Source organism: Sciscionella marina DSM 45152, from assembly GCF_000379465.1.
In the GTDB taxonomy this organism is placed as follows: Bacteria; Actinomycetota; Actinomycetes; order Mycobacteriales; family Pseudonocardiaceae; genus Sciscionella; species Sciscionella marina.
The window spans coordinates 1-18,927 of sequence record NZ_KB905421.1; the positions used below are offsets into that span (position 1 = coordinate 1).

An 18,927-nucleotide genomic window follows, 5' to 3' on the forward strand; every position below is an offset into this window, starting at 1 on the left:
ATCGAGACTTCTCCGCATCCGGTACTCACCGGGGCGATCACCGATACGTTGGAGGATTCCGATCCGGTGGTGGTGGGCACGTTGCGCCGTGATGATGGTGGCGCGGACCGGCTGCTGACCTCGTTCGGGGAGGCTTTCGTGCGCGGTGTCGCGGTGGACTGGTCCGCGGTGCTCAAGCCCGGGGNGACCGTGGATCTGCCGACCTACGCCTTCCAACGGCAGCGATACTGGCCCGAACCGGTCAGGTCTGTTAACGCAGAGGCCAGCGGTGCCGAGGCTGAATTCTGGGCTGCCGTCGAGAACGGCGATCTCGACGGTCTGGTCGACACCCTCGACGTCGACGATCGCTCGCTGGGCGACGTGCTGCCTGCCTTGGCCTCCTGGCGGCGTCGCGAACGTGACGAATCGGTCGTGGCCGACTGGCGCTACCGGATCACCTGGACACCGGTCACCGAACCAGGATCGGTCACACTCTCCGGCACCTGGCTCGTGGTTGGCGAGTCCACCGAGGTGGCTACGGCGCTGAGCGAGCGCGGTGGGCGGGTTGTCACCGTCGACCCCGATGGCGCGGATCGCCGTGCCCTGGCCGAAACTCTCAGCGAGGTCGGCGAGGAGCTGTCCGGGGTGCTGTCGGTATCGGCATTCGATGAGACTCCGCTAGCGCGGAATCCCGTGGTGTCCCGTGGTGTCGCGGGCACGCTTGGTCTGGTGCAGGCCCTCGGCGATGCTGGAATCGATGCGCCACTGTGGATATTGACCAGGGGCGCGGTTGCCACTGGTTCTGGGGAAGTGCTGACCAGTCCGGTGCAGGCCCAGGCTTGGGGACTGGGCCGGGTCGCCGGTCTGGAACATCCCGACCGCTGGGGCGGTCTGATCGATCTGCCGCAGTTCTGGGATGAACGCACCGCGGCCCGGCTGTGCGGGGCACTGGTCGGAGGAACGGAGGACCAGATTGCGGTGCGCAGCTCCGGAGTTCTGGCCCGGCGCTTGATCCGCGCCGCTGCCCACCACCCTCGCGGGGATCACTGGAAACCGCGTGGCACGGTGCTGCTCACCGGTGGTACCGGTTCCACCGGCGGATATGTCGGCCGCTGGCTCGCCAGCCGAGGCGCCGACCGGCTGGTTCTCGCCGGCCGTTCCGGTGCCGCCGCCCCCGGCGTGCCAGCACTGATCGCCGACCTCGTCACCGCCGGTACCGGTGTCGATGTCCTCGCTTGTGACACCGCTGAGCGCGCGCAGGTGGCGGGCATGCTCGACCGTATCGCCACGACCGGTTCCGCGCTGACCGCCGTGCTGCACGCCGCGAACACCGCGTACGTGGCTCCCTTAGACGAAACCGATGAAGAGGGTCTGTCCACATCCTTGGGAGCCAAAGCGGCCGGTGCCTACTGGCTGGACGAGTTGACCGCCGAGCTGGACCTCGAAGCGTTCGTGCTGTTTTCCTCGATCGCCGCGACTTGGGGCAGCAACGATCACGGCGCCTATGCCGCGGGCAACGCCTTCCTCGACGCGCTGGCCGACAACCGCCGGGCCCGGGGACTCCCCGGAACCTCGATCGCCTGGGGCGTGTGGGACACCCGTGACTGGGACGCCGTCGACGCTGTCGCCGACCAGACCAAACCCGGCAGCGTGACTCCGGCGAAACTGTTGCGGCAGGGGATGAATTTTCTCGATCCTGATCGGGCGTTGACGGCGTTGGGTCAGGTTCTTGACGACGATGAGACGTTTTTGGCGTTCGCTGATGTGGATTGGGATCGATTTGCGCCGGTGTTCACCGCGGCCCGGGAACGTCCGTTGCTGAACCGGATTCCTGAGGTCCATGCACTGGAAACCACCGTGTCCAGCGGCGGTGTGGCCGACGGAGAAACCAGTGAACTGGCCGACCGGCTCGTCGCGAGTGGGGCCGAGGAGCGTATCCGTACTGTCGCCGAGCTGATCCGCACGCACGCTGCCGTCGTGCTCGGGCACGTGTCGGCGGGTGAGGTCCCTGCGGGTCAGGCATTTCGTGAGTTGGGTTTCGATTCGTTGACTGCGGTCGAGCTGCGTAATCGGCTCAATACCGCGACCGGACTCACGCTGCCATCCACTGTGGTGTTCGATTACCCGACTCCGACGGGGCTGGCCGAGGAGATCGTCGGCCAGCTGTTCGGCGTTACTGAGGTGGTGCCGCCCGCACCGGTGTTCACGGCGGATCCGGCGGAGCCGATCGCGATTGTGGGTATGGGTTGTCGTTATGCGGGTGATGTCGATAGTCCGGGTGCGTTGTGGGATTTGTTGTCTTCGGGTGGGGATGCAGTTTCGGGTTTTCCGGTTGATCGCGGTTGGGATGTTGAGGGGTTGTTCGATCCGGATCCGGACAATCCGGGTACCTCGTACGTTTCCGAGGGCGGTTTTCTTCGTAACGTAACGGGTTTCGACGCTGATTTTTTTGGTATTTCTCCGCGTGAAGCGTTGGCGATGGATCCACAGCAGCGGTTGTTGCTCGAGGTCACCTGGGAAACCCTGGAGCATGCGGGAATTGACCCCGAAACGGTGCGTGGCTCCCGCGCCGGAGTATTTGCCGGCGCTGCCTCCTCTGGATATGGCACTGGAATAACGGATGAAATCGGCGTCGAGGGGCATTTGATTACGGGCAATTCGGGGAGTGTGTTGTCGGGTCGAGTGTCTTATGTTTTTGGTTTGGAGGGGCCTGCGGTGACGGTGGATACGGCGTGTTCGTCGTCGTTGGTGGCGTTGCATCAGGCGGTGCAGTCGTTGCGGTTGGGGGAGTGTTCATTGGCGTTGGCTGGTGGTGTGATGGTGATGGCTGATGCTGGGGGGTTTGTGGGTTTTTCTCGGCAGCGGGTACTTGCTGGGGATGGTCGGTGTAAGGCTTTCTCCGCCGATGCTGATGGGATGGGGATGGCTGAGGGGGTGGGGTTGGTGTTGTTGGAGCGGTTGTCGGATGCTCGGCGGAATGGTCGTCGGGTTTTGGGGGTGGTGCGGGGGAGTGCGGTCAATCAGGATGGTGCGTCGAATGGATTGACGGCGCCGAATGGTCCTTCGCAGCAGCGGGTGATTCGTGCGGCGTTGGCTGATGCTGGTTTGTCTGTTTCGGATGTTGGTGTGGTGGAGGCGCATGGGACGGGGACTGCGTTGGGGGATCCGATTGAGGCGCAGGCGGTGTTGGCGACGTATGGTCAGGAGCGGGAGGATCCGGTGTGGTTGGGGTCGGTGAAGTCGAATATTGGTCATGCTCAGCAGGCTGCGGGTGTTGCTGGTGTGATGAAGATGGTGTTGGCTTTTGAGCATGGAGTGTTGCCTGCGACGCTGCACGTGGACGAGCCGTCGCCGCACGTGGATTGGTCGTCGGGCAGGGTTGAGTTGCTTACTGAGCCGGTTGATTGGGGTGGAGGTGGGGATCGTCGGCGTCGGGCCGGGGTGTCGGCGTTCGGGATTAGTGGCACTAATGCGCATGTGATCCTTGAGGAAGCACCGGTTGGGGAGGCCGAGGAGACCGGGGAGTCGGGGTGTGCGTTGGGTGTTCCGGTGTGGCCGGTGTCGGGGCGGTCTGCTGGGGCGTTGGTGGGTCAGGCTGTTCGGTTGCGTGAGTTTGTGTTGGCGAATCCGGATATGGATCCGGTGGATGTGGGTTGGTCTCTTGCGGTGACACGGTCGGTGTTTGCGCATCGCGCGGTTGTGACCGGCACTGATCGCGATGAGTTGTTGGATGGTTTGGCTGCGTTGGCGGCTGGTCGTTTTGTTCCTGGTGTGGTGTCTGGGGTTGCTGGTTCGGGTCGGGTTGGTTTTGTTTTTGCGGGTCAGGGAAGCCAGCGGGCTGGGATGGGCCGTGAGTTGTATGCCTCGAGCCGGGTGTTTGCTGAAGCATTCGATCAGGCGTGTGCGCTGATTGAGGCTGAGGTTGGTGTTCCGGTTCGGGAAGTGGTGCTTGGTGATGGGGAGGATGAGCGGGCGGATCAGACGCTGTTTGCGCAGGCGGGGTTGTTTGCGGTTGAGGTTGGCCTGGTTGCGTTGCTGGCTTGTCATGGTGTTTGTCCGGATGTGGTGGTGGGGCATTCGGTGGGTGAGATCGCGGCGGCGTATGTTGCGGGTGTCCTGTCGTTGTCGGATGCGGTCAAGCTTGTGGCGGCTCGTGCCAGGTTGATGCAGGCATTGCCCGAGGGTGGTGCCATGGCGGCGATCGCGGCTACTGAGCAGGAGATTCGGGCCGATGTTGCTGAGGCTCCTGGGGTTGGTATTGCGGCGGTGAATGGTCCGTCGTCGGTGGTGATCTCTGGTGATGCGGGGGCTGTTGAGGAGATCGCTGAGCGGTGGCGTGGTCGGGATCGTCGGGTGCGGTGGTTGCGGGTTTCTCATGCTTTTCATTCGCACCATATGGATCCAGTCCTTGACGAGCTGGCAGCGGTTGCTACCGGGTTGAGGTTCTCCGCACCGGAGGTGCCCTGGGCTGGCGCGCTCACGGGTGAGTTGGTTGACTCGCCGGATGCGTCGTATTGGCCTGCGCAGGCGCGTGAGCCGGTGCGGCTCGCCGATGCGCTGGAGACTCTGGCCGACCAGGATGTGTCGGTGTTCATCGAGATCGGTCCTGACGGAACCCTGTCATCGATGGGGTCGGAGACACTATCGGATTCGGTGTTCATTCCGTTGCTGCGTAAGGAAACCCCGGCCGAGGATGCACTACGTGTCGCGTTGTCTCGGGCACACGTGCATGGTGTGGACGTCGATTGGTCCACTGTCCTGAATGGACACGAGGTCGAGCTGCCCGCTTATGCCTTCCAACGCAGCAGGTTCTGGCCTGAGCGGGCTGTTCGTGTGGAGGGTTCGGCTGCGGAGTCTGGTTTCTGGACCGTGGTGGAAAACGGTGACGCCAGTGAACTGGCCGATAAGCTGAACATTGACGGTGATCGCCCGTTCCGTGAGGTGCTGCCCGCACTGGCGTCCTGGCGCCGCAGCGAACGCGAAGACACGGCCATCACCGACTGGCGCTACCACATCACCTGGGAATCCATCACCGAACCCACCCCCACAGCACTGACCGGAACCTGGCTACTCGTCGGCGAATCCACCGAGGTCGGGGAGGCACTGACCAAGCACGGGGCGACCGTTGTCCCCCTCCCCGCCGTCGGGCAGGACCGCGCGCGCTTCGCCGACACGCTGTCGGACGGGGAATTCGCCGGGGTGGTTTCACTACTGGCGCTGGACGAGACGTCCGTTGACGGCTCCCCGGTACTGACCAGTGGGCTCGCCGCAACGCTTGCGTTGACTCAGGCGCTCGGTGACGCGGGAGTCACGGCGCCGCTGTGGGTGGTGACTCGCGGCGCTGTCGCCATCGGGCCTGCCGAGTCACCGAACAGCCCGATTCAGGCGCAGGTGTGGGGTTTCGGCCGGGTAGTCGGTCTGGAGCACCCGGACCGCTGGGGTGGTCTGGTCGATCTACCGGAAACGTGGGACCAGCGCGCCGCGGATCGGCTGTGTGCGGTGCTTGCCGATGCCAGGGAAGACCAGGTGGCGCTGCGGACTGGTGGTGCGTTTGCCCGGCGATTGTCTCGCGCCCCACGGCCGCGTTCCGGGCGTACCTGGACCCCAGGCGGGAGTGTGCTGGTTACCGGTGGAACCGGCGGAATCGGCGGGCACGTCGGCCGATGGCTGGCCGAGCGGAGCGCTCCGAGGATCGTGCTCACCAGCAGGTCCGGGCCGGCCGCGGACGGTGTGGCCGAGCTGGCCGACGAGTTGGCCACAGCGGGGACCGCCGTGCAGGTCCTCGCCTGTGATACGGCCGAGCGCACCCAGCTCGCCGGGGTCCTCGACCGCATCGCGGCCGGCGGGCCGCCGCTGACCGGTGTGGTGCACGCAGCGGGTGTCGGACAGGGCGTTGCGGTGGCGGACATGGACGCGACGGTGCTGGCCGATTCTCTGTCCGGTAAGGCCGCCGGTGCGGTGTGGTTGGACGAGCTGACCGCGGGCATGGACTTGGAGACGTTCGTGCTGTTCTCCTCGATCTCGGCGACCTGGGGCAGCGCGCTGCAACCCGGTTATGCCGCGGCGAACGCTTTCCTCGACGCCCTTGCCGAGAGTCGCCGCGCCCGCGGTGAAGTGGCGACTGCGCTCGCGTGGGGTGTGTGGCACGGTGCGGGGATGGGCGCCGGGGAAGCCAGCGACCAACTGCGCCGCTTCGGCTTGTCCCCGATGGACCCGCGCCTCGGGATCCGGGCTCTGGCCCAGGCGGTCGATGCCCGCGAATGTGTCGTCGCGGTGGCCGACGTGGACTGGCCGACGTTCGCCCCCACATTCAGTCTGCGCCGCCCGAGCCCGCTGATCGGCTCGCTTCCCGAGGCCCAGCACGCGCTGACCCCCGCCGAACAGGCCCCTGGGGGTGCCGGTGACCTGGCCGAACGGTTGACCGGACTGCCCCGTGCGGACCAGGACCGGCTGCTGGTCGACCTGGTTCGCACCGAGGCGGCGGCAGTACTCGGCCACACCAGCGGGGACGCCATCGGGGCCGACCGGGCCTTTGGTGAGCTGGGGTTCGATTCGCTCACCTCGGTGGAGCTGCGCAATCGGCTCAACGCCGCCACCGGGCGTGGTCTTCCCGCGACACTCGTCTTCGACCACCCCAACGCCGAAGCGCTCGCCGCGTTCCTGCGCGCGGAAACCCTCGGCGGTGAGTCAGGTCCGGATGCGGTCTTCGCCAACCTCGACCGGTTGGAAACCGGGCTGTTCGGCATCACCGCCGACGCTGGTGTACGCGAGGATGTGACCCGGCGTCTGCGCGGGATCCTCGCAAACCTCGAGGAGTCCTCCGAGGTATCCGGCAGCGAGATCGAGTTCGACTCGGCCACCCCGGACGAAGTCTTCAGTTTCCTCGATAACGAGCTCGGGAGCCTGTGATGGAGAGTCAGGAAAAACTGTTCGGGTACCTCAAGAAGGCTTCGGCCGAGCTCCAGGAGACACGCAAGCGACTCCGCCACATGGAGGCCGCCGCCCATGAGCCGATCGCGATTGTCGGTATGGGATGCAGGTTGCCGGGTGGGGTGTGTAGTCCAGAGGACCTATGGGACCTCATCGCGGCGGGCACCGACGCGGTCTCGGCGTGCCCGACCGACCGTGGTTGGGACAGCGATGGTTCGGACTATGCCTGTCGGGGTGGTTTTGTTCACGATGCGACGGAGTTCGATGCGGGGTTCTTCGGGATTTCTCCGCGGGAGGCGCTGGCGATGGATCCGCAGCAGCGGCTGCTGCTGGAGACCTGTTGGGAGGCGCTGGAGAGGTCCGGCATCGATCCGGTCTCGCTGCGCGGCTCCCGCACCGGGATGTTCGCGGGCGCGTCGTCCTCCGGCTACGGCGCTGAACTGGCCGACGGCAACAGCGGTGCCGAGGGCTACCTGATGACCGGTAACGCGGGAAGTGTCCTCTCCGGCCGCGTCGCCTACACCCTCGGTCTCGAAGGACCGGCGGTGACGGTGGACACGGCGTGTTCGTCGTCGTTGGTGGCGTTGCACCTGGCGGTGCAGGCGTTGCGGCAGCGGGAATGCGGGCTGGCGTTGGTCGGCGGGGTTACGGTGATGGCGACTCCCGGTACTTTTGCGGAGTTCTCCCGTCAGCGGGGTTTGGCGGCGGATGGTCGGTGCAAGTCGTTCTCGGCCGACGCCGACGGCACTGGCTGGTCGGAGGGTGCCGGAACGCTTGTGGTTGAGCGGCTTTCCGACGCCCGCCGCCACGGACATCGCGTGCTGGCGGTGGTGAGTGGTACGGCGACCAACCAGGACGGGGCGTCCAACGGGCTGACCGCGCCGAACGGGCAGTCGCAGCAGCGAGTCATCCGCTCCGCCCTTGCGGGTGCGAGGGTGAGCGCCGACCAGGTCGACGTCGTGGAGGCACACGGCACCGGCACGACTCTTGGTGACCCGATCGAAGCGCAGGCCGTGCTGGCGACCTACGGCCAAGATCGCGACCGTCCACTGTGGCTGGGATCGCTGAAGTCCAACATCGGCCACACGCAGCAGGCCGCGGGTGTGGCGGGTGTGATCAAGATGGTCATGGCGCTGCGGCACGCCGAACTGCCCCGCACACTGCATGCCGACGAGCCGACCCCGCACGTGGACTGGGACTCGGGCAACGTGGCGCTGCTCCGGGAGTCGGTGTCGTGGTCGGTCGGGGGGCGTCCCCGCCGGGCAGGAGTGTCGGCGTTCGGCATGAGCGGCACCAACGCCCACATCATCGTCGAAGAATCCCCCGCCGTGGAGGCCGACGAGGACGGGGTGGAGCCCGTCGAACCGCGGAAGCCGCTGCTGGCCTCCGCCGCCACCGCGTGGACCGTGTCCGGCCGGTCGGCCGGTGCCGTGGCCGCGCAAGCCGAGCGACTGCGCGAGTTCGTCCTCGCTCGGCCCGAGGTGGCCAACGCGGACGTGGCGTGGTCGCTGGCCACCACCCGCTCTGCGTTCGAACACCGCGCGGTGGTGTTGGGTACCGACCGTGACGAGCTGGCCGCCGGGCTGGCCGCGGTGGCGACCGGCACGCCCGCCGCGACCGTCGTCGCCGGTGCGGTGCCGCAGCGAGACCTGGGTCGGACGGTGTTCGTGTTCCCCGGCCAGGGCAGCCAGTGGGTCGGCATGGGTCGAGAACTCGCTGAGATCTCCCCGGTGTTCGCGGCACGGTTGGCGGAGTGCGCCGAGGCGCTGGCGCCGTACGTGGAGTGGAATCTGGACGACGTTCTCGCCGGTGGGTACGGGTTTGAGGCCGCGGACGTCGTCCAGCCCGCATTGTGGGCCGTCATGGTGTCCCTCGCCGAGGTGTGGCGGGCGGCCGGTGTGCGACCCGACGCGGTGGTCGGCCACAGCCAGGGCGAGATCGCCGCCGCCGTGGTGGCGGGGATCCTGCCGCTGGAGGACGCGGCCCGAGTCGTCGCCCTGCGCAGCAAGGCGCTGCGGGTACTCGCGGGCAAGGGCGGCATGATGTCGATCGCCGAGGCCGCCGATTCCGTTCGTGTGCGCATTGCGCCGTGGGGCGAGCGATTGTCGGTCGCGGCCGTGAACGGTCCACTGTCGACAGTTCTCTCCGGCGATCCGGAAGCGTTGCGGGAAGTCGCGGAGTCCTGCCCCGAGGTGCGGACTCGGGTGATTCCGGTAGATTACGCTTCGCACTCCGCGCAGGTCGACGCCTTGCGGGACGAAATCCTGTCTACTCTGGACGGAATCAGTCCGCGCGAGGCCGGGATTCCGATGGTGTCGGCGATGACCGGCGAAACGCTGTCGGGTCCGGAGATGGACGCACGGTACTGGTACGCCAGCCTGCGTGAGACGGTGGAGTTCGAGCGAGCCATCCGCACCCTGGCCGAGGACGGGAACGGCGTGTTCGTCGAGACGTCCCCGCACCCGGTGCTCACCGGCGCGATCAGTGACACGCTGGACGACACCGCCCAGGTGGTCGTCGGCACCCTGCGCCGCGAAGACGGCGGCGGGAGTCGGCTGCTGACCTCCCTCGCGGAGGCGTTCGTCGGTGGCGTGGCCGTGGACTTGGCGACGGTCCTCGGCGGCGGCACCACCGTCGACGTGCCCACCTACGCGTTCCAGCGTCAGCGTTACTGGCCCGAGCCGGTCTCCCCGACAGTCGAAACCTCCGGGGCGGAGTCCGAGTTCTGGGCCGCCGTCGAGAGCGGCGACCTGGACGGGCTGGCCGACACCCTGGCCCTGGACGGTGACCGACCCTTCAGCGAGGTCCTGCCCGCCCTGGCATCGTGGCGGCGCGACGAGCGCAAGGGCTCCGCCGTGGCCGACTGGCGCTACCGCGTCAACTGGGCTCCGGTCACCGACCCAGGTACGGCCGTGCTGTCCGGCACTTGGCTGCTCGTCGGTGGCGCCGAACCCGCCGAACGCGGGTGGGTAGAGCGGGCGCTGACCGACCACGGCGCCCAGGTGGTCACCGTCGACCCCGACGAACTGGACCGGACGCCGCCCGGGGACATCAGCGGGGTGGTGACGCTGCTGGCGCTGGACGAGATGCCGAACGCGGAGTTTCCCGCCGTGCCCGCGGGGCTGGCCGCCACGCTGCGCCTGGTGCGGGGATTGGGCGAGGCCGGGATCGACGCGCCGCTGTGGGTGCTCACCAGGAGCGCGGTCGCCCCGAACGGCGGCACGGTCCGACCGCTACAGGCGCAGGTGTGGGGTTTCGGTCGGGTCGCGGCGTTGGAGCATCCGGACCGGTGGGGTGGCCTGGTCGACCTGCCGGAGACCTGGGACGACCGCGCTGCCGCGCGGCTGTGCGCGGTGCTGGCCGGAACCGGCGAGGACCAGGTCGCGCTGCGACCGGCCGGGATCCTCGGGCGGCGGCTCGTACGTGCCCCTCGGCCGAGGCACACCACGGAGTGGGCGCCGCGTGGTACCGCGTTGATCACCGGTGGTACCGGGGCGATCGGTGGGCATGTGGGGCGGTGGTTGGCCGGTCGCGGGGTGTCTCGTGTCGTGCTGACGAGCCGGTCGGGCCCGGCGGCCGCCGCGGTGGTGGAGCTGGTCGCGGACCTGGCAGGTCGAGGTACGGCCGTGGATGTCATCGCCTGTGACGCCGCCGAGCGCGCGCAGGTGAGCGGGCTGTTAGACCGCATGGCCGCGACTGGTCCGGCGTTATCGGCGGTCGTGCATGCCGCCGGTGTCGGCGAGGGCGGCCCGATCGCCGACACCACAGTGGCGGACCTGTCGTCGGTGCTCGCGGCCAAGACCGCGGGCGCCACCTGGCTCGACGAGCTGACCGGGGACCTCGACGCGTTTGTGCTGCTCTCCTCCGGCGCCGCGGTGTGGGGCAGCGGCGGCCTGTCCGGGTATGCCGCGGCCAATGCCCACCTCGACGCCGTCGCCGAGGCCCGCCGCGCCCGCGGCCTGGCCGCGACGTCGGTGGCCTGGGGCCTGTGGGGCGGCGGCATGGTCGGCGGCGCCGCCGGCGACCAGCTCCGCGGCCTGGGCATGCGCGTCATGGACCCTGAACGCGGCATCCAGGCACTCGCCGAGGTCCTCGACGGCCGCGAGGGTGCGATCGCCGTCGCCGACGTCGACTGGGCGCGATTCGCCCCCACCTTCACCCTCCGCCGTCCGAGCCCACTGATCGCGTCGCTGCCCGAGGTCGAACAGGCTCTCGCCACGGGCGAGGGCGGCCCCGCCGAATCGACCACCGAACTGGGACAGCGGCTGGCGGGCCTGTCCCGCGCCGAACAGGACCGGCTGCTGATCGACCTGGTGCGCGCCGCGGCGGCCGCCGTGCTCGGCCATACCAATGCGGACGCGGTGCAGGCCGACCGGGCGTTCAAGGATCTCGGGTTCGACTCGCTGACCGCCGTTGAGCTGCGCAACCGGCTGTCGGCGGCGTCGGGGCTGACGTTGCCGTCGACGCTGATCTTCGACTACCCCAACGCCGCCGCCCTGGCCGAGTTCCTGTGCGCACAGCTCGTCGGCGTCCACATCGGACCCGAACCAGCTGCGGCGGTCGCCGCCGTCGTCGAGAGCGAACCCCTGGCGATCGTCGGCATGGGCTGCCGCTACCCCGGCGGCGCCGCGAACCCCGAGCAGTTCTGGGACCTCCTGGCCTCCGGCACCGACACGATCGCGGGTTTCCCCACCGACCGCGGCTGGGACGCCATGGAGGAGCGGTACGGCGACCCGGACACCACCTACGTCCGTCAGGGCGGATTCGTCTACGACGCGGCCGACTTCGACGCCGGGTTCTTCGGGATCTCGCCACGTGAGGCCCTGGCCATGGACCCGCAGCAGCGGATGCTCCTCGAGGTGTCGTGGGAGACCCTGGAGGCCGCCGGGATCGACCCCGCCTTGCTGCGCGGCTCGCGGACCGGCGTGTTCGCGGGCGCGACCTACGCCGGGTACGGCATGGGGCTGGCGGGCGGCGACAGCGGCTCCGAGGGCTACCTGATGACCGGCGGCCTGACCGCCGTGATTTCCGGCCGGGTCGCCTACACCCTTGGTCTGGAGGGGCCTGCGGTGACGGTGGACACCGCGTGCTCGTCGTCGCTGGTGGCGCTGCACCTGGCGAGTCAGTCGCTGCGTTCCGGGGAGTGCTCGATGGCCCTGGCAGGCGGTGTCGCCGTGCTGTCGACGCCGGGTGCGTTCATGGAGTTCTCCCAGCAGGGCGGGATGGCCGCCGACGGGAGGTGCAAGGCGTTCTCGGACGACGCCGACGGCATCGGTTGGGGTGAGGGCGCGGGCATGGTGCTGTTGGAGCGCTTGTCCGATGCCCAACGCAACGGTCACCGGGTGCTCGCGTTGATCCGGGGCGGCGCCACCAACCAGGATGGCGCCTCCAACGGCCTGTCCGCCCCGAACGGCCCGTCCCAGCAGCGGGTCATTCGGTCCGCGCTGGCCAATGCCGGACTGGAAGTGTCCGATGTGGACGCAATCGAGGCGCACGGCACGGGTACCACGCTGGGCGATCCGATCGAGGCCCAAGCTGTGCTGGCGACCTACGGCCGGGATCGTGATCGCCCACTGTGGCTAGGATCGGTGAAGTCCAACATCGGACACGCGCAGACCGCGGCGGGTGTCGCGGGTGTGATCAAGATGGTCCTTGCCCTCCAACACGGAGAGTTGCCCCGCACCTTGCACATCGACCAGCCGTCGACGCGGGTGGACTGGTCCACGGGCGAGGTGCGGCTGCTCGCCGATACGGTGCCGTGGCCAAAGGGCGACCAACCACGCCGGGCGGGGGTGTCCGCCTTCGGTGTCAGCGGCACCAACGCTCACGTCATCGTCGAGGAAGCCCCCGATGAGGCGGTCCGGACGGTGCCGGAGGCGACCGGGCCCCTGCTGCTGTCCGGGCCCCCGGCGTGGATCGTGTCCGGGCGCACCCCGGACGGGCTGGCCGCCCAGGCCGGTCGGCTGCGCGAACACGTGCTTGCCCGCCCGGACCTCGACTTGGCCGACGTGGCGTGGTCGCTGACCGCTACCCGGTCGGCGTTCGAACACCGCGCGGTGGTGACCGGAACCGACCGGGAGGACATGGCCGCCGGGCTCGCCGCTGTCGCGACCGCGCAGCCCGCCGCCGGCGTGGTGACCGGATCGGTGCCGCCGGGTGGCGTGGGGCGCGTGGTGTTCGTGTTCCCCGGGCAGGGCAGTCAGTGGCTGGGGATGGGTCGGGAACTGGCCGAGTCCTCGCCAGTGTTCGCGGCACGGTTGGCGGAATGCGCCGAGGCGCTGGCGCCGTACGTGGAGTGGAATCTCGACGACGTTCTCGCCGGTGCGCACGGATTCGAAGCGGCAGATGCGGTTCAGCCCGCCCTGTGGGCGGTGATGGTGTCCCTCGCAGAAGTGTGGCAGCGGGCAGGCGTGTACCCCGACGCCGTGGTCGGCCACAGCCAAGGCGAGATCGCCGCCGCCGTCGTCGCCGGCATCCTGGCGCTGGACGATGCCGCGTGTGTGGTTGCGTTGCGGAGCAGGGCGTTGACGGCGTTGGCCGGTCGTGGCGGGATGATGTCGGTCGCCGAGGCCGCTGATGTGGTGCGTGGACGCATCGCGTCGTGGGGTGAGCGGCTGTCGGTCGCGGCCGTGAATGGTCCATTGTCGACGGTTGTGTCGGGTGATCCCGAGGCGTTGCGGGAGCTTGCCGAGTCGTGCCCCGAGGTGCGGACGCGGGTGATTCCGGTGGATTATGCGTCGCATTCGGCGCAGGTTGATGCTTTGCGGCAAGAGATCGTGTCCGTGTTGGACGGGATCAGCCCCCGTGAGGCCGAGATTTCGATGGTCTCGGCGATGACCGGGGAGATGCTGACCGGCCCGGAGATGGGAGCCGAGTACTGGTACGCGAGTCTGCGCGAAACGGTCGAATTCGAGCGAACCATCCGCATGCTGGGGGAATCCGGACACGGGGTATTTGTCGAGACCTCGCCGCACCCGGTGCTCACCGGCGCGATCGCCGACGCCCTGGAGGACACCGCCCCGGTGGTCGCCGGCACCTTGCGGCGCGACGACGGCGGTGCCGACCGGCTGCTGGCGTCCCTCGGCGAGGCGTTCGCGCACGGTGTTGCCGTGGACTGGGCGAAGGTCCTCGGCGGCGGCACGATCGTCGACCTGCCCACTTACGCGTTCCAGCGCCGCCGCTTCTGGCCGGAAGAGACGGTCGGTGCGGTGTACGCCGAGGCAGCGGCGGAGTCCGAATTCTGGGCGGCGGTGGACAGTGGCGACCCCCGCGAGGTCGCCGACCTCCTCTCAGTCGACGACGAGCGCGTCGGTGACCTGCTGCCCGCACTGGCCTCCTGGCGCAGGCGCGAACAGGACGACTCCACGGTCGCGAACTGGCGCTACCGCGTCTCCTGGGAACCGGTGACCGAGTCCGGCGCCGCCGTGCTCGCCGGGACATGGCTGGTCGTCGGCGAATCGGCCGAGGCCCAGGACTGCGCACAAGCACTGACCGACCGCGGCGCCGACGTGGTCGTCGTGCGGACCGAGGGCGTCGACCGGGCGGCGCTCGCCGCGACCGTGCGCGCGACTGTCACCGGCCCGGTGTCCGGGGCGCTGTCGGTGCTGGCCCTCGACGAGACCCCGGTACCGGATCACCCCACGGTGTCCCGCGGTATAGCAGGGACGCTCGGACTGGTGCAGGCGCTCGGCGACGCCGGGATCGATGCGCCGCTGTGGGTCGCGACGCGTGGGGCTATCTCGACCGGCCCGGGCGAGGACACCACCAGCCCGGTGCAGGCACAGACCTGGGGGCTGGGCCGGGTCGCCGGCCTGGAGCACCCCGGGCGCTGGGGCGGCCTGGTCGACTTGCCGCCGAACTGGGACGACCGGGTCGCGGCCCGGCTGTGCGCGGTGCTCGCCGACGGCGAGGAGGACCAGGTCGCCATCCGGGGCGCCGGGGTCCTGGCCCGACGGCTCGTGCGGTCGGCCACGCGGCGGGCGCCACGGTCACGGTGGAATCCGCGTGGCACCGTGCTGCTGACCGGAGGTACCGGGTCGATCGGTGCCCGGGTCGGTTCGTGGCTGGCCGGGCGCGGTGCGCCGCGGGTGGTGCTGACCAGCCGCTCCGGGCCGTCCGCGCCCGGCGCCGCCGGACTCGCCGCGGAGATCGCCGACGCCGGGTCGCGCGTCGACGTGCTCTGCAGCGAGATCGCCGACCGGGGCGAGGTGTCCGGGCTGCTGGACCGCATCGCCGCCGACGGCCCGCCGCTGTCCGCGGTACTGCACTCGGCCAACGCCGTCCACATGGCCCCCCTGGACAGCACCGACGTCGCAGGCCTGTCGGTCTCCCTTGGCGCCAAGGCGGTCGGTGCGTACTGGCTCGACGAGCTCACCGCCGACCTCGACCTGGACGCTTTCGTGCTGTTCTCGTCCATCTCGGCGACCTGGGGCAGTAACGACCACGGTGCCTACGCGGCGGCCAACGCCTACCTCGACGCGCTCGCTGAGGACCGCCGCGGCCGGGGCCTTCCGGGCACGTCGATCGCGTGGGGTGTGTGGGACACCCGCGACTGGGACGCGGTCAACGCCGTCCTCGACCAGAAGCCAGGCAGCGTCACACCGGCCCGACTGTTGCGGCAGGGTATGAACTTCCTCGACCCTGACCGCGCGCTCACCGCATTGGGGCAGGTGCTCGATGACGACGAGACGTTCCTGGCCGTCGCCGACGTGGACTGGGAGTGGTTTGCCCCGGTATTCGGCGCGGCCCGCGAACGTCCGCTGCTGGAACGGATCCCCGAGGCCCGCGAGCCGGACACCGACGAGCCTGCCCCGGGCGAGACCGCGGAGCTGGTCCGGCGCCTGACCGGGCTGGATGCGGCCGAACGGATCCGGGTTGTCGCCGACCTGATCCGTACGCACGCCGCCGCCGTCCTCGGCCACACCACGGCGGGTGAAGTACCCACCGGCCAGGCGTTCCGCGAACTGGGCTTCGACTCGCTCACCGCCGTCGAACTGCGCAACCGGCTCAACGCGGCCACCGGGCTGAAACTGCCGTCCACGATGGCGTTCGACCATCCGACCCCGACCGTGCTGGCCAGGGAGATCGTCGACCGCCTACTCGGCGTCTCCGAGGCGGCACCCGTCGCCACCGCCGGCGCCGAGAGGTCCACCGAACCCATCGCGATCGTGGGCATGGGCTGCCGTTACGCCGGGGGCGTCCGCGATCCGGAGGCGTTGTGGGATCTGCTGTCGTCGGGTGGGGACGCGGTTTCCGGGTTCCCGGTGGATCGGGGTTGGGACGTCGAGGGGCTGTTCGACCCGGATCCGGACAACCCCGGCACCTCGTACGTGTCGCAGGGTGGATTCCTGCACCGGGTCGCCGACTTCGACGCCGGATTCTTCGGTATCTCCCCGCGGGAGGCGCTGGCGATGGATCCGCAGCAGCGGTTGTTGTTGGAGGTGTCGTGGGAGGCTTTGGAACGCGCGGGCATCGACCCGATTACCCTCCACGGCTCGCAAACCGGGGTGTTCGCCGGCGCCGCGCCGTCCGGCTATCTCGGCGCGGGCGGTACCGGGTTCGAAGGCGTCGAAGGACACCTGATCACCGGCAACACCGGCAGCGTCCTCTCCGGCCGCCTCTCCTACACCCTCGGCCTGGAGGGTCCGGCGGTCACCATCGACACCGCCTGCTCCTCCTCACTGGTGGCACTGCACCTCGCCGCCCAGTCACTACGGGCAGGAGAGTGTTCGATGGCGCTCGCAGGTGGCGTGATGGTGATGGCCGATCCCACGGAGTTCGTCGGTTTCTCCCGGCAGCGTGTGCTCGCGGCCGATGGCCGGTGCAAGGCGTTCGCGGCGGCGGCCGACGGAATGGGTATGGCCGAGGGGGCGGGCATGCTGGCCGTCGAACGCCTCTCCGATGCTTGGCGTCATGGCCATCGGGTGTTGGCGGTGGTGCGGGGTAGTGCGACCAACCAGGACGGCGCCTCCAACGGGTTGACGGCGCCGAATGGTCCTTCGCAGCAGCGGGTCATCCGCGCGGCGCTGGCCAACGGCGGGCTCGACGCGGCCGACGTGGACGTCGTCGAGGCGCACGGCACCGGCACTGCCCTGGGCGACCCGATCGAGGCGCAGGCCGTCCTCGCCACTTACGGGCGGGACCGTGATCGGCCACTGTGGCTGGGATCGGTGAAGTCGAACATCGGCCACAGTCAACAGGCCGCCGGTGTGGTCGGCGTGATCAAGATGGTCCTGTCTCTCCAACACGGCGAACTGCCCGCGACGCTGCACGTGGACGAGCCGTCGCCGCACGTGGACTGGTCGTCGGGCAGCGTCGAGCTGCTGCGGGAGCCGGTGGAGTGGTCCGCTGGTGAGCGTCCGCGTCGGGCCGGGGTGTCGGCGTTCGGCATCAGCGGCACCAACGCGCACGTGATCCTCGAGGAACCCCCCGCCGAGGACGTCGAGGAACCCGCCGAGGGGGCACGTGTTCCCGCTATCGGTGGTTTTGTTTGGCCGGTGTCGGCTCGGTCGGCCGCGGGTTTGGTAGCGCAGGCGGGCCGGTTGCGGGAGTTTGTGTTGGCCCGTCCGGGGCTGGGTTCGGCGGATGCAGGTTGGTCGCTGGCGACGACTCGGACGGCGTTCGACCATCGTGCCGTGGTGACCGGCAGCGGCCGCGAGGAACTGCTGGCGGGCCTGGCCGCCGTGGCGACTGGCCAGTCCGCGCCTGGCGTCGTGACCGGCTCGGTGCGTGCGGGCCGGGTGGGCTTCGTCTTCGCGGGTCAGGGCAGTCAGCGGGCTGGGATGGGTCGAGGGCTGTATGCCGCGTGTTCGGTGTTCGCGGAGGCGTTCGACGAGGCGTGCGCGCTCATCGAGGCCGAACTCGACACCTCGATCCGGGATGTGGTTCTGGCCGAGGGAGAGGATGAGCGGGCGGATCAGACGCTGTATGCCCAGACCGGGTTGTTCGCCGTCGAGGTAGGGCTGGTCGCGATGCTCGCTTCCCATGGGGTGCGGCCAGATGCAGTGTCGGGGCATTCGGTTGGTGAGATCGTGGCGGCGTATGCGGCTGGGGTGTTGTCGCTGGTTGATGCGGCGCGGCTGGTTGCCGCTCGTGCCCGGCTGATGCAGGCGTTGCCCGAGGGTGGGGCGATGGTGGCCGTTGCGGCGTCTGAGGCCGAGGTGCGTGCCGAGATCGATGGCGTTGATGGGGTGTCGCTGGCCGCGGTGAATAGTCCGGCCTCGGTGGTGGTTTCTGGGGATGCCGACACGGTCGAAGGAATCGTCGAGCGGTGGGGTGAGCGGGGTTATCGGGTGCGGCGGTTGCGGGTTTCTCATGCGTTCCATTCGCACCACATGGACCCCGTCCTCGATGAGCTCGCCCAAGTGGCCGGGGAATTGGAGTTTTCGGTGCCGGAGATTCCGTGGGCTGGTGCGCTCACTGGCGGACTCGTTGAGACACTGGGTGCGAATTACTGGCCCGAGCAGGCCCGGCATCCGGTCCGGTTCGCCGATGCCGTGGAAACCCTGGCAGCGCGGGACGTTTCGGTGTTCATCGAGATCGGACCCGATGGCACCTTGTCGTCAATAGGATCGGAGACACTACCGGATTCGGTGTTCATTCCCTTGCTGCGTAAGGACACCCCGGTCGAGGATGCGCTACGCATCAGCCTGTCCCGGGCGCATGTGCACGGTGTTTCGGTGGACTGGACCACTGTCCTGAATGGACAGGCGGTTGATCTGCCCACTTATGCCTTCCAACGCACCAGGTTCTGGCCCGACCGTCCGGCACAGCAGTCCGCAGTGGACACGACAGGTGATTCGCGATTTTGGGCGGCGGTCGAGGACGGGGACGTCGATGGGCTCGCCGATGAGTTGGCGGTCGAGGACGGGCAGCTGCGGGACATCCTGCCCGCGCTTGCGTCCTGGCGGCGCCGCGAACTGGCCGACACGACCATCACCGACTGGCGCTACCGAATCACCTGGGAACCCATCACCGAACCCACCCCCACAACACTGACCGGCACCTGGCTGCTCGTGG

At 69.0% G+C, this 18,927-nt stretch carries 2 protein-coding genes; both read left to right on the top strand.

Going from position 1 to position 18,927, the window contains the following annotated elements:
- Positions 1–189: 189 nt before the first annotated feature.
- Complete coding sequence (locus A37U_RS0132685; protein WP_205623081.1) at positions 190–6,888, top strand: type I polyketide synthase; 6,699 nt, start codon at positions 190–192, stop codon at positions 6,886–6,888.
- A partial coding sequence (locus A37U_RS0132690; RefSeq protein WP_020500888.1) for a type I polyketide synthase occupies positions 6,888–18,927 on the top strand: 12,040 nt, incomplete at its 3' end. The genes A37U_RS0132685 and A37U_RS0132690, both read left to right, overlap by 1 nt.